Here is a 21,119-nt window from a genome sequence, read left to right as displayed (position 1 = left end):
TCCAGACCTTACGGTCGGTTAGCATTTCTCGTGCGAATCTATAGGGGGGTCGCCGGGGCTGGCATGTCTGATGCCGAGCTCCTGGCAGCGCACGCGTCGGGGGACGCACGCGCGTTTGCGGAGTTGTTGAGCAGACATCAGGACCATTTGTGGCAGACGGCGAAGCGGACCAGCTACACGCCGGAAGACGCGGCTGACGCGCTCCAAGAGGCGTTGCTGTCCGCCCACCGGACGGCGGCGTCGTTCCGGGCGGATGCCGCCGTGCGCAGCTGGCTGCACCGGATCGTGGTGAATGCGTGTCTCGATCGGATCCGCCGCAACCGGGCCCGACCGACCGTGCCACTGGAGGACGACCACCAGGAGCCGGCGCGACCCCGCGACCCGATGGACGACTGCGAGACCGCGATGGCCATCGACGCCGCCCTGTTCACCCTGTCGCCCGAGCAGCGGGCCGCCGTGGTGGCGGTCGACCTGGAGGGGTATTCGGTCACGGAGGCGGCGGCACTACTCGGGGTTCCGGAGGGCACCGTCAAGAGCCGCTGCGCCCGGGCCCGGCTGAAGCTGGCCCAGCAGTTGAAATATTTGCAGAATGAGCGGAACCAAATCCATCCTTGAGGGGTCTAATCATAATGACGTGCCCGTAAGACTCGAGGACTCAGCAGGGAGGTGACATGGTCGGTCAGGGTGATGAAGCGCTCCTGCAGCCCCCTTTCGACCCCGAACTGATCGCCGACCTGCACGCAGGGCTGTTCGACCCCCCGTTCGAGGCACGCCTCGGCGCCGCGGTGGAGAGCGACCCGCAGGCCCGACAAGTCCTCGCCGCCCTCGATTCGGTCAGCACCCGGCTCGCCGAGCTCCGTGCGGACAACACCCCCGCACCCCCGGCGCCCCCGGAGGTGCTCGACCGAATTCACGCGGCGTTGGCAGCCGAGGGCGCCCCGGCCCTGGTGGACACGGTCCCCGTGGTGGCCCTCGCCGAGCACCCCCGACGCAGGCGAGCGTGGATCCCCGCCGCCGCGGCCGCGGCGATCCTGCTGCTGGCAGGGGGCATCGCCCTCGGTACGGGGGTGTTCGACGAAGATCCCGAAGCACCGGCACCGACCATGGCCCAGCCGTTCCTGCCCCGCACCGACGAGCCGGATCTGGGTGCGGATCTGACGCCCGGCGCCGCCCTCATCATGATGGGACGGTCCTCGCTCGGCCCGTTGTCCGGCCCCGACGCGCTCGCCGGTTGTCTGCGCGCCAACGGCGTCGATCCGGCCACCCCGTTGCTCGGGTCCGGCCCGGTGCGGATCCGGGGGATCCGCGGCATCCTGATGTTGTTCGCGGGTCCGCGACCGCCTCAGATCACCGCACTGGTGGTCGGTGCCGAGTGCACGGAATCGCGCCCGGAAACCTTGGCGCGCAGCGACATCGGCTGACGGCCCGCGCAGTCACCCCTGCTCGCCCCGCGCGACCGGCAGCAGGATCTGCAACACCCGCTCCCGCATCTCGGGGGTGTCCTCCTCGACGGCGATCAGCGACAGGAACAGCGCCGCACCTGCCCCGAGGACCAGGAGGGCGCGCGCATCCAGCAGGTCATCCGGACCGGAGGACTCGGCGTACAGCGCGCTGCTCGGACCGCTGAAGCCCCGCCACAGCGTGTTACGCAGATCCTCCTGATCGCGCAACGTGGCGAGCAGTCCCGGCACCGCCTCCCGCACCTCGGGCCTGCGGAACAGCTCCGAACTCCCGGTCACCACCCATCTGATCCATCCCTCCCGATCGGCCCCCGCGAACGGGGTCAGGTCCGGGGTCACGCCCAGTACCGCGTCGAGCACGAGTTGCGCTTTCGAGTCCCATCGACGGTCGATCGCCGCCCGGCTCACCCCGGCCCTCGCGGCGATCGCGCGCATGCTGAGCTGGTCGAATCCGACGTCGACCAGCAGCTCGCGAGCGGCCGCGAGCACCTCAGCATCGATCTGTGGGTCCCGCGGCCGACCCGATCCGGTTTTAGTCATTGCCCCGAATTCTCTTCCATGTCCGGCCTCGGGGCTATACCGTGTCCTATTACGAGGCCGGTGGCATCGTAATTCCGCGACGCAAGGATCCGACATGACCTCCCCGAACGAGACGCCAGCCGCGACGCGCGTCTTCGAGCCCGCCCGGCTCGGCCCGCTCACCCTGCGCAACCGGATCATCAAGGCCGCCACCTTCGAGGGTGTGATGCCACGCGGGGCCGTCTCGGACGAGCTCATCGAGTTCCACCGAGCGGTGGCCGCTGGGGGAGCGGCGCTCACCACGGTGGCGTACTGCGCGGTGTCCGAGGGCGGCCGAGTCCACCGCAACACCCTGGTCCTCGACGAGTCGAGTCTGGCGGGCCTGACCCGGCTCACCGACGCCGTGCACGCCGAGGGGGCGCTGGCCGCCGCCCAGATCGGCCACGCCGGCCTCGTCGCCAACACGCTGTCGAACAAGCGACCCACCCTCGCTCCCTCGACCCGGATCAGCGCTCCCGCAATGGGTCTGGTGCGCGGCGCGACGCCGGACCAGCTGGCGGAGGTGACCGCGGACTTCGAGCGATCGGCGAGGGTCGCGGTCGAGGCCGGGTTCGACGCCATCGAGGTGCACCTCGGTCACAACTACCTGCTGAGCTCCTTCATGAGCCCCAACCTGAACAAGCGCAAGGACGGCTACGGAGGCAGCGTCGCGAACCGGGCCAGGTTCCCCCGCGAGGTGCTCGAACGGGTCCGGGCCGCGGCGGGGGACAAGGTCGCAGTGACCGCGAAGTTCAACATGTCCGACGGGGTGCCGAAGGGACTGTGGCTCGACCAGAGCATGCAGATCGCAAAGCTGCTCGAATCCGACGGGCACCTCGACGCGTTGCAGCTGACCGGCGGAAGCTCCCTCCTCAACGGCATGTATTTCTTCCGTGGTGAGGTTCCGATGGCGGAATTCGTTGCGTCGCAACCGAAGCTGGTCGGTCTCGGACTCAAGGTGTACGGGCCGCACCTGTTCCCGACCTACCCGTTCGAGGAGGCCTTCTTCCTCCCGTTCGCCCGGCAGTTCCGAGAGATCCTGTCGATGCCGTTGATCCTGCTCGGGGGCATCAATCGGATGGACACCATCGTCGGCGCCCTCGACGAGGGGTTCGAGTTCGTCGCGATGGCACGGGCGCTGTTACGAGAACCCGATCTGGTCAACAGGTTTCGCGACGAGACCGCGACCGAGGGCCATTGCATCCACTGCAACAAGTGCATGCCGACCATCTACACGGGCACCCGCTGCGTGGTGCGCGAAGCGCAACAGCTGATCGGTTGAGCGGGCCGTCAGGCCTTGACGATCTTGCAACCGTTGGAGTTGGCGGACTCGACGATCCACTTCGCACTCGCCGGATCGCTGTCGGCCATGGCGTTCGCCCGGTCGGCCTGCAGGTTGCAGTAGGCCTGATCGCCGGGGTTGTCGGGGGGATTGCTCACGTACCGAGTGGCGGCCCCCGGCTCGTGCTCGGTGGTGGTCGGGGCGGGCGTCGACGGGGCCTGGGCGGTGCCGGACGCAGCCGCCCCCGCCCCGCCGCTGCCTGCGACGGTGAGAACGATCGCGGCGATGGAGACGAGCAATGCGCGAGCTGCGGTGTGGAAAGGAATGACGGACCTCCGGTGACCCTGCGAGCGGGCTTCACGATCAGGATGCCCCCGAAACGGGCCTCCTGTACAGAGATCACAGGGTGGAAATCGACGCGACGACGGCGGAGAGACGCGGGCACGGAGGCGACGGCGAGAGGCCGGGTCGCCGGTCGACGCATGCCTCCGGAGCGGCACGATTACGATGTCCGGCGTAGATCGTGACCGGCTGATGTACGGCCCGCAGCAGCGGACGCACAGGGCGAAGGGAGACCCGTTGCCCCGGATCACCGCGCCCACCGTCGCCGAACACCGCGAGGCCCAGGAGCGCGCGCTGCTCGACGCCGCCCGGGAGGTGCTCGCCGAGGGGGCCACCGAGATCCCCGGGTTTGCCGAGGTCGCGGCCAGGGCCGGGCTGGCCCGCTCGAGCATGTACCAGTACTTCCGGTCCCGTCAGCACCTGCTCACCGCGCTGATCGAGGACGCCTTCCCGCGCTGGTCGGAGAGGGTGGAGGCCGCGATGGCCGAGGCGGGTGCCCCGGACCGGCGGGTGCTCGCCTATGTGCGCGCGAACCTCGATCTGGTCGCGGACGGCGAACACGCCATCGCCGCCGCCATCGCCTCGATCGCGCCCCGTGATGTGATCGCGGAGTCCAGCGCCACGATGCACCGGCAGCTGATCGCCCCGCTGGCCGCCGCCCTCGCCGAACTGGGTGCGCAGGACCCGGCCGCCATGGCGGACCTGATCAACGCGGTGGTGCACGCCGCGACCCGTCAGCTGGAGAAGGGTGCCGACGCGGAGGCCGTCCGCCGGCGCACGGAGGAACTGATCGCACCGTACGTCGAGCGTGCCGCCGCCCGCGGCATACCCACGAACAGCGGGAACAACACCCCTTAGGCTGTTGTTGACGCACATAACGTCCACTACCTCGGAAGGCCCGCATGACTACTCCGACCTCCGTCCGCGACCTCATCATCGTCGGCTCCGGACCCGCCGGATACACGGCAGGCGTCTACGCCGCTCGAGCGGAGCTCGAACCCCTTCTCTTCGAGGGCACCCAGTTCGGTGGCGCCCTGATGACCACCACCGAGGTGGAGAACTTCCCGGGCTTCCGCGAGGGCATCATGGGCCCGGACCTGATGGACGAGATGCGTGAGCAGGCCAAGCGCTTCGGCGCGGACATCCGCACCGAGGACGTCGACGAGATCGACCTGGCCGGTCCGGTCAAGAAGGTCGTCGCAAACGGCGAGACCTACTACGCACACGCTGTCGTGCTCGCGATGGGCGCCGCGGCCCGCTACCTCGGCATCGAGGGGGAGGAGCGGCTGCTCGGCCGCGGCGTCAGCGCCTGCGCGACCTGCGACGGCTTCTTCTTCAAGGACCAGGACATCGCGGTCGTCGGCGGCGGCGACTCCGCGATGGAGGAGGCCACCTTCCTGACCCGGTTCGCCCGCTCGGTCACCCTGGTGCACCGCCGCGAGGAGTTCCGCGCCTCCCGCATCATGCTCGAGCGCGCCAAGGCCAACGAGAAGATCCGGTTCGTCACCAACGCGGAGCCTATCGAGGTCGTCGGCGAGAACAGCGTCACCGGTCTCGTCGTCCGCGACACCGTCACCAGCGAACAGTCGACGCTGCCCGTGACCGGCCTGTTCGTCGCGATCGGTCACGACCCCCGCAGCGAGCTGGTCAAGGGCCAGGTCGACATCGACGACGAGGGTTACGTCCGCGTGCAGTCGCCGACCACCGCGACCTCGCTCGAGGGTGTCTTCGCGGCGGGCGACCTGGTCGACCACACCTACCGCCAGGCCATCACCGCGGCGGGCACCGGTGCCTCCGCGGCGATCGACGCCGAGCGCTGGCTCGCCGAGCGCGGCGACATCACCGCGAACACCCTCGAGGCAGCCGGCGCGCCGGTCGCCGTCGACGCGTGATGTCCCGAGTAGCCCGCGAGGCCTGATTCGCCCGCGTACCCCGACCAGCCACCCGAGGAGACAGACCATGTCCAACACGATCACCATCACCGACGACTCCTTCAAGCAGGACGTCCTCGACTCCGAGAAGCCGGTCCTCGTCGACTTCTGGGCGACCTGGTGCGGCCCCTGCAAGATGGTCGCCCCCGTCCTCGAGGAGATCGCGGGCGAGCACGGCGACAAGCTCACCGTCGCCAAGCTCGACATCGACGCGAACCCGGCCGCCGCGCGCGACTTCCAGGTCATGTCGATCCCCACGATGATCCTGTTCCAGGGCGGCAAGCCGGTGAAGCAGATCGTCGGAGCCAAGGGCAAGGCCGCCCTGCTCAAGGACCTGTCCGACGTCCTGTAGGTCACATCGCAGCCCCCGAGATTGACTGTTTCTCGGGGGCTTCTGCGACAATCGATCGACACGTGCGACGCGCGGCGCCTTGGTGCGCCGTCAGGAACTGACGAAAGGGCCGGGAAGAATGCATCGACTCCGTCACGGCGACCACGGTCCCGCCGTTGCCGAGGTTCGAGGCACCCTTTCCACGCTCGGCTTCCTGCACAACGGGGTGTCGATCACCTCGCGTGAGGCGATCAACGGTTCGCAGTGGATCGCGCCCGATGCGGTGTTCGACCACCACCTCGACAGCGCCGTGCGGGCCTTCCAGCAGCAGCGAGGCCTGCTGGTCGACGGAGTGGTCGGCACCGCGACCTACCGGTCGCTCAAGGAGGCCTCGTACCGGCTCGGCGCCCGCACGCTGATCTACCAGCTGTCCGCGCCGCTGTACGGCGACGACGTGGCGGCGCTACAGACCAAGCTGCAGGACCTCGGCTTCTACCCGGGGCGCGTCGACGGCTACTTCGGACCGCAGACCCACGAGGGTCTGTCCTCGTTCCAGCGTGAGATCGGCATCGCCTCCGACGGCATCTGCGGCCCGCAGACGCTGCGGTCGCTCGATCTGCTCGGCACCCGGGTGACGGGCGGCTCGCCGCACGCCATCACCGAGGAGGAGCTGGTCCGCCGCTCCGGCCCGCAGCTCAGCGGCAAGCGCATCGTGATCGACCCCGACCTCGGCGGCGGCGAGACCGGCATCGTGCTCGACTCGGCGTTCGGTCCGATCACCGAGTCCGACATCCTCTGGGACCTGGCCAGCCGGCTCGAGGGCCGGATGGCGGCGACCGGCATGGAGACATTCCTGTCCCGCCCGCACGATCAGAACCCGTCGCCCGCGCAGCGCGCCGAGACGTCCAACACGTTCGAGGCGGACCTGATGATCTCGCTGCGGTGCTCGGCCAGCACCAGCCCGCACGCGAATGGCGTGGCCAGCTTCCACTTCGGGAACTCGCACGGTGCCACCTCCCGGATCGGACAGGTTCTCTCCAGCTTCATCCAGCGCGAGATCGTGGCCCGGACCTCGCTGCAGGACTGCCGGACCCACGGCCGCACCTGGGATCTGTTGCGGCTCACCAACATGCCGACCGTGCAGGTCGACATCGGTTATCTCACAAACGAATCCGATGTCAGCGTGCTCGCCAATCCGCGCAACCGCGACATCATCGCCGAGTCCATCCTGATCGCAGTGAAGCGCCTCTACCTGCTCGGGCAGGACGATCAGCCCACCGGCACATTCACCTTCGCCGAACTGCTGGCCGAGGAGCTCTCGAAGGCCGACCAGGCCTAGGGAGCCCGCCGTCGCCGTACGTGAGCGACGCGGTCAGAGAACCCCGACGGTCGACTTCTGTTCGATGTCGGTCATGGTCAGCGTCGCCACCGCGAGCAGCCGTTCCAATGCCGACTCCACGTCGGCCTTCCACCCGTGATCCCGGTCCAGTTCCAGCCGCATCCGCGGGTAGCGATGATGCGCGGCAACCACTTCGAATCCCATGTCGGCGAGGAACTCGGCATCGATCATGCAATCGGCAGGGGTGCATTCCTGGCCGCGCCGTCCGGCCACCGGATCGTCCTGCACATCGCGGATCCCGAATGCCTCCAGGGCACGCACGCCACGACGAACCAGATCGCCCACCACGGCCTGGATGAGACTCGGGCCCACCCCATCCAGCTCCGCGGCCGGTTCGAGCCTCATCGTCGTCAGCAGGACCGCATCCGGGCTGACGGGGGAGGTGGGGAAGAGCTTGGCGCGCGGCACCACACCGGGCGGCGAGTAGAGCGCGCAGCCGGCCGGGGTGCCGTTGAGGGTAGCGACCTGACCGCAGGATCCCCACTCCAGCATGACCATCGACAGCCAGGCTTCCTTCTCGAACTCGGGATCGGAGAAGTCGCGGGAGCTGCGGACGGCGGCCGGGTCCATCTCCCAGAAGACGCACCGCCGAGAATGACGGGGGAGTAGATCGAAACCGTCGAGGGTGAGCGGGCTGATGCGCATCGACACCCTGACTCCGCCTCCAAAACACCTACTGCGGAGGCTGTGAGTCCCCGCGTGACACGTTCTCTGTCATCCAGGATAGGCGATCCGCGTCCGGCCGGCGTCCTTCACTGGATGAGATCCGAAAGCTACTTGCACGCAATGGATTTCGAGGGACCCGGAGTCAGACACCCGCGGCCCGGCGACCGTACTGTCACAGTGACGTATCGACCGCGGGTGGTCTGTACCCGGAGAATCCGACCTATCCGGGCGACTGGGACTCCATCATCTCGACGATCCGCTGGAGATCCTCCACCGAGCCGAATTCGACGACGATCTTGCCCTTCCGCTTGCCCAGGCTCACCGTCACGCGGGTGTCGAAAGAGGAGGAGAGCCGTTCCGCGACGTCCTGGAGACCGGGCATCTGAATCGGCTTGCGCTTGGCGGCGGGTGCCGGCAGCGGCTCGCCGTCCCGGTTCGCGAGCGTGACGGCCTCCTCGGTGGCGCGCACCGACAGGCCCTCCGCCACGATCCGGGCGGCCAGCTGTTCCTGCGCTTCGGGACCCGCCTCGAGCGATAGCAGCGCCCGGGCGTGGCCGGCCGAGAGCACCCCGGCGGCGACGCGGCGCTGCACGGGGATCGGCAGCTTCAGGAGCCGGATCATGTTCGTCACCACCGGTCGAGAGCGACCGATCCGGGTGGCCAGCTCGTCGTGGGTGACGTTGAACTCCTCGAGGAGCTGCTGGTAGGCGGCGGCCTCTTCGAGCGGGTTCAGCTGCACCCGGTGGATATTCTCCAGCAGCGCGTCGCGAAGCATCGACCCGTCGTTCGTCTCCCGCACGATGGCGGGAATCCGCTCGAGCCCGGCCTCCTGGCTGGCTCGCCACCGGCGTTCGCCCATGACGAGCTGGTAGCGGTCGGCGGCGACACGGCGGACCACGATGGGCTGCATCAGGCCGAACTCGCGGATCGAGTGGACGAGTTCGCCAAGGGCTTCCTCGTCGAAGACGTGGCGGGGCTGCTTGGGGTTCGGCTCGATCTGGGCCGCGTCGATCTCGCGGTACACGGCACCGACGGGGGAGAGGTCGGGTCCGTCCGCCACCTCCGCGCCGTCGACCGGCGTGACCGCGGCAGCGGTGGACGACGCCGCGGTGGTGGGCGGCTCCGACTTTTCCTGCTTCGCGGGAGCCTCCTGCTTCGCCGGCGCATCGGGGGTCTCCGGGGTCTCGACGACCGGCGCCGGCTTCACCGCGATCGGTGCGGTCGCATTGCCGATGATGACGTCGGCGGCGGCGCTACCGAGGCGCGGTCCCGCCTCAGGACCGGTGGGAATCAGCGCGGCGAGGCCCCGCCCGAGTCCGCCCTTGCTTCTCTGGCTCACTGCTGCTCCTGCGAGTTGGTCGTTGCGGTCCGGGCTGCGAGTTCCCGCCCGGCGTCGAGATAGCTCATTGCACCCCGCGAACCCGGGTCGTAGTCGAGGACGGTCATCCCGAATCCGGGCGCCTCCGACACCTTCACGCTGCGTGGGATGACGGCGCGCAGGACCCTGTCGCCAAAGTGTCTGCGCACCTCCTCGGCGACCTGATCCGCGAGCTTGGTCCGACCGTCGTACATGGTCAGCAGCACGGTCGACACGTGCAGATCGGGATTCAGGTGGGACTGCACCAGCTCGATGTTGCGGAGCAGCTGACCGACACCCTCGAGTGCGTAGTACTCGCACTGGATGGGGATCAGGACTTCGTTCGCAGCCACGAGGGCGTTGACCGTCAGCAACCCGAGCGAGGGCGGGCAATCGATCAGGATGAAGTCGGCATCGATCGCGGCGAGCGCCTTCTCGGAGAGCGCATTCTTCAGCCGACCCTCCCGCGCGACCATGGAGACCAGTTCGATCTCGGCGCCCGCGAGGTCGATCGTCGCGGGGATGCAGAACAGGCCCTCGTGGTGCGGGCTCTGCTGGATGGCCTCGGCCGCGGTGACCTCACCGATCAGCAGCTCATAGCTGGACGGGGTGCCCGAGTGGTGCGGTACGCCGAGCGCGGTGCTGGCGTTGCCCTGCGGGTCGAGGTCGACGACGAGAACCCGCAGCCCCTGCACGGCCAGAGCCGACGCCAGGTTCACCGCCGACGTGGTCTTACCGACCCCGCCCTTCTGATTGGCGATGGTGAGCATCCGGCGGGTCTTCGGCCGGGGGAGTGTCACAGTGTGCGGGTGCAGAACCTGGCTGGCCCGTTGTGCTGCGGCACCGATCGGGGTGTCCATCGGGGAGATGCCGGCGTACGCGGCGGCGGGGGCCGAGTACGGGTTCTCTGTGTTGTCGGTGGTGGAACTCGAGGCGTCGTGATCTGTTTCACGTGAAACAGTTGATTCGGGTCCACCCGACATAGATTGCTCCTTCACTGGACTTGCCTGTTGGATCGTCGCATTCGCACACGAGCGCACGGTGACTCTGTCATCGGCGATGAGATCGCCGGGAGACACGCTCCGCCCGAACCACAGTGGTCGGAGTGGGAAGAAGGTCGACACCGCACTCGACGATCTCTAGCTTGCCAGCACCCATGCGGGTTAGGGAAGCGCGATCCCGGGAAATCTCCTCGGCCGCACTGGAACCCTTCATGGCGAGCATCCGACCACCCTCGTGAATCAACGGAATCGACCACCGCGCAAGCTTCTCCAGGGGTGCGACCGCGCGCGAGGTGACGACATCGGCACCCCCGACCTCCTTGATCACGCCCGGCTGCTCCGCACGACCGCGCACGACGAGGATGTCCAGCCCGACCGATTCGGCGAACTCGGCGAGATAGACCGATCGTCGCAGGAGGGGCTCGACGAGGGTGATCCGGAGATCGGGGCGCGCGATCGCCAAGGGGATGCCGGGAAGCCCGGCACCGCTCCCGACGTCCACCACCGACTCACCCTCCTCGATCACCTCGCCGATCACCGCGCAGTTGAGAAGGTGCCGCTCCCATAGCCGGGGGACCTCCCGAGGACCGATCAGACCGCGCTCCACGCCATCGGTGGCGAGCGAAAGATGGTACTTCTCGGCGAGTTCGAGGCGGTCTCCGAAGATCGTGCGAGCGGCGTCAGGCAGGTCCTCGGACTCGATGTGTTCCACGTGAAACATCCTCCCGTGACGCCCGCGATTCCCCAAACCCTGACGATGTGATTCTGCACCGCATCGGACGCAAAGGCCGGTTTACGCGCCGCCGAAAGGAGAGAGTGCGCGACTCGGGTCCGTCCGGATGCCAGTCCGTACCGAATGGCGTTCGGGCGACGGATCCAGGGCGCCCCGGATCCGGGACCGCCCGACGGGCACACGACAAACCCGGGTGCGAGTCGTGGGCAAGACACCGACGATCGACCCTGCCCGGAGACCGGGGGAGGGGAGGGGTCACCGGGCTCGCTCCCAGCCGATCCCGCACCAGAGAGGAGAGGGAGGTGTCGAGCACAGGCCATCGGCTCGGACGCCGTGATCGAACCATCGCAGTACGGGTGGAGGGCACACAGTTCTCCTCCCGGCATTGTGTCCGGCGGGCGGTTGCCGGGTGTGGGGGAGTGGGGCGCTTCGCATCCTCCGTTCCACTCCGCTGGACGGTTCGAATGTTTCACGTGAATCCGGAGATCGTCTGGACCGAGCACCTGTCACACGCACTCCCTGAGCGATCGCCCCGATGCCTCTGGTCCGCCCGAGTCGCGGTGACGCCCATCCGGTCTCTCGCCCCACACATCGCCCTCTCTGCGGGGAGTGTTCCGACCTTCGGCGGATTCACGTGAAACAACCGAGTACCGGTGCCCCGACACCCGACACGGACAGCAGCGCCACGGCGTCCCTGAACGCCCGGATCATCCGGGTGAACAATGCACCTCGAGGCAGGCTTCGACTTCGAGGCTGCGAAGCGGGTCGTGATTCATCTTTGGGCCGCCGGTACATCGGCCTCGGATTTGGCCGTCCAATCCACGACCTGCGGGGTAGATATGCGCGATCCATCCGGTTGCCCGGCAGCAGCACCCGACACGATCTGCCAGGGAGAGCAGCCGCCTCGGGCGCGTAGGACCGGCTGGGACGAATCCGGGTGTCCTGAACCCGGTTACGCACGCAACCGAACGGCGGAGGTCGGTCGGCCGTGCCCGGATTCACGTGAAACATCGGATCGACCACATCGGGACGGTCGCCAGGACTCCGCTCGCTTCGGGTCGGGCGAACGTCACCGCTGCTCCCGATTCTCGATCGTCCCGATCCACACTGCTCGAGAAGATCTCTCACGATGAAGACCGGGCCAGTCGCTCGCCCTCGCGCGCGAGCTTCTCGAGCTGGCTCTGCGCCTGCCCCGGCACGACGAGCGCGGTCCCATGCGGAATGCCCGCCGCCCCGGCATCGCCGGGTTCCGTCGACGACGAGCACGAGTCGGCGCCCGGTTCCCATGCGCAGCCGCAGCAACTCGACGATCGGCGGTCGCACTCGTGCGAACGGATCGCCCGTCGGTCGCCGCGGGGCGCGACTCGTTCGTAGTCCGAATCGGGGCGGCGGGATTCACGTGAAACATCCGCCGCGCGTCTAGCGCGGGATCCGCGACATCCCGGCGCCCTACGCCCGCGGGGTGTTCGTCCAGCACTACGACACCACCGCCGAACGGCCACCCCGGTGGGCAGGCGCGGTTGGGGGACCTGTCTCGGTTCGTCGCGCGGCGTCACCACATCAGGCCTGGATCCGCGATCGGCGCCCGCCTCCCGCACCATCCAACCCGCGGGTTCGATCTCGATGTTTCACGTGAACCCGACCAGTCGAGATCTCCGCGGGACCGACGTCTCATCCGATGCGCGGTCGCCCGGACACCGCCGTGCCGGGAACGAGCGCGCCGGCGGGCGAATTCGATCCACGCCGCGACGTCGCCTCGTGGGGCGGCTCCCTCGCGACCACGGAATGGCGCCGAATTCCCGGTGCCCGCCTTCCGACCGAGACCGACGAGCGCTCTGCCGCCCCGAGTCGTGTGAACCTAGCCCTGCGGCCGGACGCACTCCGAACCTCCGGAAGGGACGGGCGACACTCCCATCCTGACCAGTCCCGGACACAGGATGGGATCGCTGGACGGCTCCCATCGGGCGCGACCGATCGGCACAGCCGTAGCCGCGGCGGGGGAGGGGAGTGCTTCCCACGGCCGGCGGCGGCACGCGTCCCCGTCGATCCCGGGGCCGCGGGACGCCGACCGAGAGGACTGGACCGCTCTCCGGCGGTCCCGACACCGGCGGGTCCGTGGAGCCAGGCCCAGCCTCCCGGCGGGGGAGGGGAGGGGTCCGGTGCCGAACCGGTGAGCGGCGCTGCGGTAGAGAACCCTATCGGGCGCCCCGCCAACCGTTTCACGTGAAACGGTCGGCGGGGCGGCCGCGGTACACGGCGCCCTCGATACGCGGAAACGAACGCCGGCGGCGGTTCTCATGACCACGCACCCGATCCGCGGCACGCCCTGGACCACGGGGAACGCAATCCACCAACAGATTGATCCACCGAGTGTGGATAACTTGCGAAACCTCGTACACGTGGGGTCGGCAAGGCCGAATGACCAGACGTTCGTCAGCCCGGATCGAGGGGCGAAGGGTGCACCGGCCCGCCCCGCAGTACACCGGCACCACCTCACCGCAGGGACCCTCGCCGAGGATCGGATCCAGCACCGAACGCGTCCGGGATGCCCGGCAGGGGAGAAGCGGCGAACCGGTACCGCGTGACCAGATTCGTCAGTGTGACGAAAGGGCCGTGGTGGCCAAGACCTCAAGTGGGAACCCAAAAATCGACCGCGCGAGCCGCACCATTGCCCACCTCCGGCCGGTCGACGACAGGCGCGCACGCGAGGCGCGACGATGGTGTCAGGTAAAGCTTGACAAGCAATTCCATCGATGTCAGGATTTACCTGACATCAGAAACTACTCGGGAAGGCGGAACTAGGATGAGTGATCTCATCGACAGGGCGGTCACGGCAGACGTCGGGGGCGCCTCCGAGGCGGTGGTCGCAGCCGGCGTCCTGGAGGCCGGTCGCCAGGCCGACCTCATCGTGGGGACCGGTCCTCTTCCCGGATCCGATGAGTGGTTGGCGGAGGAGGGGACCGACATCCCCGCCGAGAGGCAACTCGCGTGGCAACTCGTCTGTCTCCGCATCCAACTGGGCGCCGGGATCGATTCGGTCGAGACGGTCATGAGCCTGCGGCGCTGCGGGGCAACATGGGCCACCATCGGGCGCGCGACGGGGATGACGCGACAGTCTGCCCATGAGCGGTGGGGGAGGCAGGTCGCCGCGATTCTCGATCCCTACGGCGCCGGTATGCCGCCCGCGGTCCCGGATGATGATCCGGTGGCACCCTAAGGAATTCGGGCGCTCAGCCCGCTCCTGGAGGCCGGAAAACGACGGTGGGCCCCCACTCGGAAGCGGGGGCCCACCAACTTCAGGCCGCATCCATCGATGCGGACCGATCAATCCTTGAGAACGACCACGCGGCGCGAGGGCTCGGCGCCCTCGCTCTCGCTGGAGACGCCGTCGATCTTGGCGATGGCGTCGTGCACGATCTTGCGCTCGAACGGGGTCATCGGCGTCAGCGACTCCGGCTCGCCCGACTCCAGCACCCGCTTCGCCGCAGCGGCGCCGATCTCGCTGAGCTCGGTCCGACGGCCCGCACGCCAGCCCGCGATGTCGAGCATCAGCCGGCTGCGCTCGCCGGTCACCTGCTGCACAGCCAGACGGGTCAGTTCCTGCAGGGCGTCGAGGACCTCACCCTTGCGCCCCACCAGCTTCGACAGGTCGTCACCGCCGTCGATGCTGACCATCGCGCGATCACCCTCGACATCGAGATCGATGTCGCCATCGAAGTCGAGGACATCGAGCAGCTGCTCGAGGTAATCGCCCGCGATCTCGCCCTCCTCGATCAGCTCGTCCTCGGCATCGACTGCCTCGGACTCCACGACCTCGGGCTCCACGACCTCGCGCTCGGTCTCGACCACCACGTCCGACACGACCTCGTCTACCCCGTCCTGTCCGATTTCCGGATCATTCGCCATCGTCGTCTACTTTCCTTGAATCAGCGCTTGCGCTTGGGCTTGGTGGTCTTGCCGCGATTTCCTTGCGGGCGCGCCCCCGGCTTCGGGGCCTGGCCGGGGGCCGCGGTGGTACCGCTGCCCGCGTCGGCCTCGTCTGCCGGCTCGGTGTCGGGGGAGGACTCGGCCACGGACGCGGACTTACGCTTCTTCGCCTGGTCCGGTCGTGCACCGGGCTTCGGTGCGTTGTCGGCGCGACGTTCGAGCGCTGCCTTCTTCTTCTCCTCTTCCTCCGCATCGATGCGACGGAAGACCAGGTGCTGCTGTGCATAGGTCCAGATGTTGTTGGCCACCCAGTACAGCAGGATGGCGATCATCAGGAACGGACCACCGACGAGCACGCCGAGCGGGAAGACCCACAGCGCAAGCTTGTTCATGATCGCGGACTGCGGGTTGGCCGCGGCGGCCTCGCTCTGCCGGGCAACCGAGGCACGCGAGTTGAAGTGCGTGGCGATGGACGCGATCACCATCAGCGGGATCGCGACGGCCGCGATGTTGAGCACGGTCGGGACGGTGCCGTACTGACCGAACGTCTCGAGCTGTGCCTGGGGCGTGGTGATCGCCACCGAGATCGGCGCGCCGAACAGTCGGGCCTCGAGGAACGACTGGACGTCTGCGGGGCTGAAGAAGTAGTTCGCGGTGTTGGCGTTGTCCTCGACCGACATACCGAGCTGGCCGTAGCCGGTGCCGGTGCGGTTGAACGAACGGAGCACGTGGAACAGGCCGATGAACACGGGGGCCTGCAGCAGTACCGGAAGGCAACCCATGATCGGGTTGAAGCCGTGTTCCTTCTGCAGTTTCTGCATCTCCAGCGCCATCCGCTGGCGATCCTTGGAGTACTTCTTCTGCAGCGCCTTGATCTGGGGCTGCAACTCCTGCATCTGGCGGGTGGTGCGCACCTGCTTGACGAAGGGCTTGTACAGGATGGCACGCAGCGTGAACACGAGGAACATGACGGACAGCGCCCACGTGATGCCGCTGTTCGGCCCCAGGAACGGGATCGCGCCGAACACCTTGTGCCAGACCCACAGGATCCCGGACACCGGATAGTAGATGAAGTCGAGCACGGCTCTATGTACTCCTCTGTTCGTCCACTTCGATCAGACAGTGGGGTTGCTTGCCAGTATCTCTACCGGATCGCGCGGCTCCGACGGTCGCAAGGGTTTCCTCACGACGGGGCCTGCGCGGCGGAACAGGATCCCAGCCTCCAGGGTGCCAGGGCGCGCATTTGAGAAGGCGCACCGTGGTCAGTCCGAGGCCGATCACGACTCCGCGCTCACGCAGGGCGTCGACCGCGTACTCGCTGCAGGTGGGGGTGAACCGGCAGGTTGGCAGGCGCAGGGGCGACACATAGCTGCGATACAGCTCGATGACGAAGATGAGTGTTCGCGCGGGGGCACGCCGCACCGCCGTCCACCAGGACGGGGGGCCACCAGAAGCTTCGGTCATACCGAATTACCCACGCTGACAAGAAGGTTGAGTTTACGAAGACCGGACCTCAACTGCCGGTCCAGGTCCGCGGAGGACGCGGTCGCGGCGCCGGGAAGCGCACGGATCACCACGTTGACACCCTCGGGCATCTCGTGCACGAGGCCCGCACAGATATGACGAAGCCGGCGTGCGACTCGATGTCGAATCACCGCCGGCCCGACAGCCTTGCTTACCACCAGTCCGAATCGCGGACCCGGGTCACTCACCAGTGCGTCAGCATTCGCCCCGGCGAGAGCGTGGACAACCACATCTCGCCGGGCCGCCCGCTGACCTCGCCGAACGGTGGACGCGAAGTCCGCCTTCCGACGCAACCGGTGCGGCTCAGGTAGCACCCCGAGCTCCCGAAGTCTGGATCAGGCGGTGAGGGTAGCGCGGCCCTTTTGGCGACGCGCAGAAACGATGGCGCGCCCGGCACGGGTACGCATACGGAGACGGAAGCCGTGAACACGCGCGCGGCGTCGGTTGTTCGGCTGGAACGTCCGCTTGCCCTTGGCCACGGTGAACACTCCTCATAGATAATCGGCGCCGTTCGACGCCATCTGTAACTGAAAATTGGTGGTCCCCGGCGACGAAATCCCGGCGGATGTCCAGCAGACCGAGATGGCCAGCAGGCAACCGCCACCTCGACTTCGGGTGACTGTACGAGGGTACGCAGCGCCGGACGCAAGGTCAAACCCGGACGCCCAGGGACACGCCACGCCCCCGAGGATGCTTGTGTTCGACCGCCGAGTGTGCCGTCACCCCGCCCACCCGAACCGCAACCACGACGGCCCGGGCCCTGTAAGCCAACTAACACCCGCGAATCCGCGAATCGGCCCGGACGCCGCCCCTCGGCCGGACGACAGGATCGCCCGACTGCCGCCATCGTCGCAGGTGAGGTACGTGCAGTTCAAGATCAACCGCGCGAGGGGCAGCCTCTACTCACAGCCCTGTGCTTTATCCACATCTGTGGATAATTGTGTGGAATTACAGATCAGGTGGCATATTCGTAACTCTGTGCGGGGAAGTTATCCCCAGGGTGGGAGAGCTCGGCCAACATCGTGATGAGCCCTGTGCGTCTCCCTCCCACACGATGTGGGGAGGGACGAAGTTGACCGAGGAAGCAATCACCCTGGAACAGGTCTGGGTGGATGTGCTCACCGAGTTGACGTCGGATGAACCCCCCGAAGGCGGGCCACAGCTGACCAAGGCGCAGAAGGCCATGCTGGCGCTGGTGCGCCCGCTGACCCTGGCGCAGGGATTCGCGTTGCTCTCGGTCCCGTCGTCGTTCGTCCAGGAGGCGATCGAGCGGGACCTGCGCGAACCGATCCTGCAAGCACTCAACCGGCATATCGTTGCGGGCGTCGAGGGGCTCGGTGTCCGCATCGCGCCGCCGTCCGCCGACCCTGTCGAATCGGTTCAGGCCGTGCCCGCGTCCCCGGCGCCACCGGTCGCCGAGGAGGTGTCGGGCGAGGACTCCACCCCGAGCGTGCCGACGTTCCGCCGCCGGCGCATGAGCGCGGCCGAGTCCGACCAGTCCGAGTCCGAGACGCTGGACTACGAGGAATTCGACGAGGACCGCGAGGCCATCGCCAGTGTGAACGAATCGTGGCCGTCGTACTTCACCAAGCCGCCCGCCGACGCCCCCGCCGCCTCCGGCGGGAACAGCCTCAACGCGAAGTACACCTTCGACACCTTCGTCATCGGCGCATCGAACAGATTCGCCCACGCCGCCGCGGTCGCCATCGCCGAGGCGCCCGCCCGTGCCTACAACCCGCTGTTCGTCTGGGGCGCCTCGGGTCTTGGAAAGACCCACCTGCTGCACGCCGCCGGTCACTACGCGCAGCGACTGTTCCCCGGGATGCGGGTCAAGTACGTCTCCACCGAGGAATTCACCAACGACTTCATCAACAGCCTCCGCGACGACCGTAAGGTCGCCTTCAAGCGCCGGTACCGCGAGACCGATGTGCTGCTCGTCGATGACATCCAATTCATCGAGGGCAAGGAGGGTATCCAGGAGGAGTTCTTCCACACCTTCAACACCCTCCACAACGCGAACAAGCAGATCGTTGTGTCCTCGGACCGCCCGCCGAAGCAGCTGGCGACCCTGGAAGACCGGCTCCGGACCCGGTTCGAGTGGGGCCTGATCACCGATGTCCAGCCGCCCGAGCTCGAGACGCGCATCGCGATCCTCAGCAAGAAGGCGCGGATGGATCGCCTCGACGTGCCGCACGACGTCCTCGAGCTGATCGCCAGCCGGATCGAGCGCAACATCCGCGAACTCGAGGGCGCGCTCATCCGCGTCACCGCGTTCGCGTCGCTGAACCGGCAGCCGCTCGACCTGACCCTGGCCGAGGTGGTCCTGCGTGACCTGATGCCGGATTCGACGAGTCTCGAGATCAACGCGGCGACCATCATGGCGGTGACCGCCGAGTACTTCACCATCAGCATCGAGGACCTGTGCGGTCCCGGCAAGGCCCGCCCGCTCGCCCAGGCCCGGCAGATCGCCATGTACCTGTGCCGCGAACTGACCGACCTCTCGCTGCCCAAGATCGGTCAGACGTTCGGCCGCGATCACACCACGGTGATGTACGCGGACAAGAAGATCCGCAAGGAGATGACCGAACGGCGGAAGGTATACGACCAGGTCCAGGAGCTGACGGCCCGGGTCAAGCAGCGTTCCAAGCGCTGACGCTCCCCCCTGAGGTGATCCCGCCACGTGCGGAAACCGGACTACCCGCACGGCGCCCGCAGGTAGTCCGGCCGCGGAACAGGTAGTGCACTACGCGTGCGCCGCGCCCCCACGATGACGACCATCGTTATAGGTGGGGCGTGCGCCGCAGGGGGTCGCACGCCCCACACCTCTATCCGCCGGATCCGTGTCACCTGGGCAACTCCGTGTCGTCACCGGAATGACAGCCCTCCACCGAAACGGTCATTCACCCGCCGCGGCGCGTTCGACCGTTCCCGTCGCCTGTCCGCGGACCCGCCGAGCCCCGCGACTCGCCGTCTTTTGTGATCTTCATGAAAAGTACTCACACCTGTGGACAAACATGTGGACAACCCCGTGAACCTGTGGATGAATCGGGGTCGAGTCGTGAACAACAAAATCTCATCCACAGCAGACCCCGATCTGTCCACGTTTCGTACCTGGACTGATCCCCACGGCGCCACACCGGCGGACCAGCGGATTACAGGCTTCGTCCACAGAATCCACAGTGCCTATTACTACTGCTGATCTCTACTTGTAATTCGCTCTTTGAAAACAGGTCCTGTGGACCACGGCTGCTCACACCCGACCGAACCGGCCGGCTGACCCCGCTTCCGGCGTGGCTTTCGGCTTTCAACTTCGCCGCGAAGGGCATACGGTGTGCTTCTGCCGTGTCACACTGCTGGCATCCGCAGATGTCCATGCCTACGGAGAGGATCAGCCGAGCGATGGAGCTTGGAAGTATGAAGTTTCGTGTCGCTCGGGAGGATTTCGCGGATTCCGTCGCGTGGGTGGCCCGCAGCCTCCCGTCCAGGCCTCCGGTACCTGTTCTCGGTGGTGTGTTGATCGCAGCCGATGACCAGGGTCTGACGATCTCCGGCTTCGACTACGAGGTTTCCGCGCAGGTACGGATCTCCGCAGAGGTCTCCGTTCCAGGAAAATCCCTGGTCTCCGGAAAGCTGCTCGCAGACATCACCCGCTCGCTGCCTGCGAAGCCGGTCGATGTCACCGTCGACGGCACCCGAGTTCTCATTTCCTGTGGCAGCGCCAAGTTCTCGCTGCCCACGATGCCGGTCGAGGACTACCCCCAGCTGCCGGAACTGCCACAGCAGACCGGATCGTTGCCGGTCGATGTCTTCTCCGAAGCCATCAGCCAGGTCGCGATCGCCGCGGGCAAGGACGACACCCTGCCCATGCTGACCGGTATCCGGGTCGAGATCGAGGGCACCAACGTGGTGCTCGCGGCGACCGACAGGTTCCGTCTCGCGGTACGGCAGATCGAGTGGACCCCGGCAAACCCCGACACCTCCGCGGCCGTGCTGATCCCGGCGAAAACCCTCTCCGAGTCCGCGAAAACCCTTGGTGGAGTCTCGAGTTCGCCGGTTGAGCTGGCATTTGGCGTGGGTTCCTCGGTCGGATCCGAAGGTCTGCTCGGCATTGTCGGCGAGGGCAGGCGCACCACCACCCGCCTGCTCGACGCCGAGTTCCCGAAGTTCCGCCAGCTGCTGCCGACGGAACACACCGCCATCGCCACGGTCGAGGTGACGCCGCTGGTCGAGGCGATCAAACGTGTGTCCCTCGTCGCCGAGCGTGGTGCCCAGGTCCGGATGCAGTTCTCCGCGGACGGGTTGCTGCTCGCCGCCGGTGGCGATGACGCAGGCCGCGCCGAGGAGGCACTCGAGGCGCAGTTCCTGGGCGAACCCCTCACCATCGCCTTCAACCCCGGATACCTGATCGACGGCCTCGGTTCGCTGCACACCGAGCGGGTCTCGTTCGGGTTCACCACCCCCAGCAGGCCCGCCGTGCTGCGACCGGCCCCCGAAGAGGAGCCGGTGCCGGGTGAATCCGGCACGTTCGCTGCGCCCGAAACCGATTACACCTACCTGCTGATGCCCGTCCGCCTGCCCGGCTGATCCGGGAAGGCCGCCGTAGCAGCA

Annotated in this window: 21 protein-coding genes; 10 read left to right on the top strand and 11 right to left on the bottom strand. The window is 67.5% G+C overall.

Annotation, left to right across the window (positions count from 1 at the left end; translation table 11 throughout):
• Window positions 1-30: 30 nt before the first annotated feature.
• Together sigM and JOE46_RS17950 are read left to right on the top strand one after the other, a co-directional pair.
• Window positions 31-615 carry an RNA polymerase sigma factor SigM gene (gene sigM, locus JOE46_RS17955; RefSeq protein WP_097210762.1) on the top strand — a complete coding sequence of 195 codons (585 nt, stop codon included), beginning with the start codon at window positions 31-33 and terminating at the stop codon, window positions 613-615.
• A 56-nt stretch (window positions 616-671) separates the two neighbouring features.
• Window positions 672-1,421, top strand: a complete 750-nt coding sequence (locus JOE46_RS17950; RefSeq protein WP_209927997.1) for a hypothetical protein — start codon at window positions 672-674, stop codon at window positions 1,419-1,421.
• 12 nt (window positions 1,422-1,433) lie between these two features.
• On the opposite strand, the gene JOE46_RS17945 is transcribed toward JOE46_RS17950, so the two are convergent.
• A complete protein-coding gene (locus tag JOE46_RS17945; RefSeq protein WP_097210760.1) occupies window positions 1,434-2,000 on the bottom strand; it encodes a TetR/AcrR family transcriptional regulator in 567 nt (188 codons plus the stop codon).
• A 94-nt stretch (window positions 2,001-2,094) separates the two neighbouring features.
• Here JOE46_RS17945 and nox point away from each other — a divergent pair, with 94 nt between their 5' ends.
• Window positions 2,095-3,300 (top strand): 4,4'-dithiodibutanoate disulfide reductase, encoded by a 1,206-nt coding sequence (nox, locus tag JOE46_RS17940; protein WP_097210759.1) that lies wholly within the window; start codon window positions 2,095-2,097, stop codon window positions 3,298-3,300.
• A gap of 8 nt (window positions 3,301-3,308) precedes the next feature.
• Here the strand turns inward: nox and JOE46_RS17935 are convergent, their stop codons facing one another.
• Complete coding sequence (locus JOE46_RS17935) at window positions 3,309-3,599, bottom strand: hypothetical protein (RefSeq protein ID WP_097210758.1); 291 nt, start codon at window positions 3,597-3,599, stop codon at window positions 3,309-3,311.
• Between the two features lie 280 nt (window positions 3,600-3,879).
• On the opposite strand from JOE46_RS17935, the gene JOE46_RS17930 reads away from it, so the two are divergent.
• From JOE46_RS17930 to JOE46_RS17915, 4 genes are all read left to right on the top strand, one after another.
• Window positions 3,880-4,500 carry a TetR/AcrR family transcriptional regulator gene (locus tag JOE46_RS17930; RefSeq protein ID WP_097210910.1) on the top strand — a complete coding sequence of 207 codons (621 nt, stop codon included), beginning with the start codon at window positions 3,880-3,882 and terminating at the stop codon, window positions 4,498-4,500.
• A 44-nt stretch (window positions 4,501-4,544) separates the two neighbouring features.
• Entirely contained in the window at window positions 4,545-5,534 is a 990-nt protein-coding gene (gene trxB, locus JOE46_RS17925) for a thioredoxin-disulfide reductase (protein WP_209927996.1), read from the top strand.
• A gap of 67 nt (window positions 5,535-5,601) precedes the next feature.
• Window positions 5,602-5,925 (top strand): thioredoxin, encoded by a 324-nt coding sequence (trxA, locus tag JOE46_RS17920; protein WP_072753054.1) that lies wholly within the window; start codon window positions 5,602-5,604, stop codon window positions 5,923-5,925.
• Window positions 5,926-6,043: 118 nt separating this feature from the next.
• On the top strand, window positions 6,044-7,243 hold the full coding sequence (locus tag JOE46_RS17915; protein ID WP_097210756.1) for an N-acetylmuramoyl-L-alanine amidase: 1,200 nt from the start codon (window positions 6,044-6,046) through the stop codon (window positions 7,241-7,243).
• A gap of 33 nt (window positions 7,244-7,276) precedes the next feature.
• On the opposite strand, the gene JOE46_RS17910 is transcribed toward JOE46_RS17915, so the two are convergent.
• From JOE46_RS17910 to rsmG, 4 genes are all read right to left on the bottom strand, one after another.
• On the bottom strand, window positions 7,277-7,954 hold the full coding sequence (locus JOE46_RS17910) for a hypothetical protein (RefSeq protein ID WP_097210755.1): 678 nt from the start codon (window positions 7,952-7,954) through the stop codon (window positions 7,277-7,279).
• A gap of 235 nt (window positions 7,955-8,189) precedes the next feature.
• Entirely contained in the window at window positions 8,190-9,308 is a 1,119-nt protein-coding gene (locus tag JOE46_RS17905; protein WP_209927995.1) for a ParB/RepB/Spo0J family partition protein, read from the bottom strand.
• Window positions 9,305-10,309, bottom strand: coding sequence for a ParA family protein (locus JOE46_RS17900; protein WP_097210753.1), 1,005 nt, complete (start codon window positions 10,307-10,309; stop codon window positions 9,305-9,307). The genes JOE46_RS17905 and JOE46_RS17900 overlap by 4 nt, the downstream gene beginning before the upstream one ends.
• A 67-nt stretch (window positions 10,310-10,376) precedes the next feature.
• Window positions 10,377-11,048: a 16S rRNA (guanine(527)-N(7))-methyltransferase RsmG gene (gene rsmG, locus JOE46_RS17895; protein ID WP_209927994.1), complete on the bottom strand. Its 672-nt coding sequence runs from the start codon at window positions 11,046-11,048 to the stop codon at window positions 10,377-10,379.
• 2,815 nt (window positions 11,049-13,863) lie between these two features.
• On the opposite strand from rsmG, the gene JOE46_RS17890 reads away from it, so the two are divergent.
• The gene (locus JOE46_RS17890; protein ID WP_209927993.1) at window positions 13,864-14,277 is read left to right on the top strand and encodes a hypothetical protein; all 414 of its coding nucleotides are present in this window, start codon (window positions 13,864-13,866) and stop codon (window positions 14,275-14,277) included.
• A 107-nt stretch (window positions 14,278-14,384) separates the two neighbouring features.
• On the opposite strand, the gene JOE46_RS17885 is transcribed toward JOE46_RS17890, so the two are convergent.
• From JOE46_RS17885 to rpmH, 5 genes are read right to left on the bottom strand one after another with little or no spacing between them, the layout of a single operon-like run.
• Window positions 14,385-14,966, bottom strand: coding sequence for a protein jag (locus tag JOE46_RS17885; RefSeq protein WP_097210751.1), 582 nt, complete (start codon window positions 14,964-14,966; stop codon window positions 14,385-14,387).
• A 20-nt stretch (window positions 14,967-14,986) separates the two neighbouring features.
• Window positions 14,987-16,069: a membrane protein insertase YidC gene (yidC, locus tag JOE46_RS17880; protein WP_097210750.1), complete on the bottom strand. Its 1,083-nt coding sequence runs from the start codon at window positions 16,067-16,069 to the stop codon at window positions 14,987-14,989.
• Between the two features lie 4 nt (window positions 16,070-16,073).
• Window positions 16,074-16,451, bottom strand: a complete 378-nt coding sequence (gene yidD, locus JOE46_RS17875; protein ID WP_097210749.1) for a membrane protein insertion efficiency factor YidD — start codon at window positions 16,449-16,451, stop codon at window positions 16,074-16,076.
• The gene (gene rnpA / locus JOE46_RS17870; RefSeq protein ID WP_077039933.1) at window positions 16,448-16,825 is read right to left on the bottom strand and encodes a ribonuclease P protein component; all 378 of its coding nucleotides are present in this window, start codon (window positions 16,823-16,825) and stop codon (window positions 16,448-16,450) included. Before rnpA ends, yidD begins: the two co-directional genes overlap by 4 nt.
• Window positions 16,826-16,846: 21 nt before the next feature.
• Window positions 16,847-16,990, bottom strand: a complete 144-nt coding sequence (gene rpmH / locus JOE46_RS17865) for a 50S ribosomal protein L34 (RefSeq protein WP_077043345.1) — start codon at window positions 16,988-16,990, stop codon at window positions 16,847-16,849.
• 593 nt (window positions 16,991-17,583) lie between these two features.
• On the opposite strand from rpmH, the gene dnaA reads away from it, so the two are divergent.
• Window positions 17,584-19,164 (top strand): chromosomal replication initiator protein DnaA, encoded by a 1,581-nt coding sequence (gene dnaA, locus JOE46_RS17860; protein ID WP_245221089.1) that lies wholly within the window; start codon window positions 17,584-17,586, stop codon window positions 19,162-19,164.
• A gap of 746 nt (window positions 19,165-19,910) precedes the next feature.
• Window positions 19,911-21,095 (top strand): DNA polymerase III subunit beta, encoded by a 1,185-nt coding sequence (gene dnaN / locus JOE46_RS17855; RefSeq protein WP_077043344.1) that lies wholly within the window; start codon window positions 19,911-19,913, stop codon window positions 21,093-21,095.
• Window positions 21,096-21,119: the final 24 nt, after the last annotated feature.

The sequence above is a fragment of the Rhodococcus sp. PvR099 genome (genome assembly GCF_017833315.1).
GTDB classification, from domain to species: domain Bacteria; phylum Actinomycetota; class Actinomycetes; order Mycobacteriales; family Mycobacteriaceae; genus Rhodococcus_G; species Rhodococcus_G oryzae.
The sequence above is the reverse complement of the archived record's forward strand: the minus strand, read 5'-3'. Positions and strand labels throughout refer to the sequence as shown.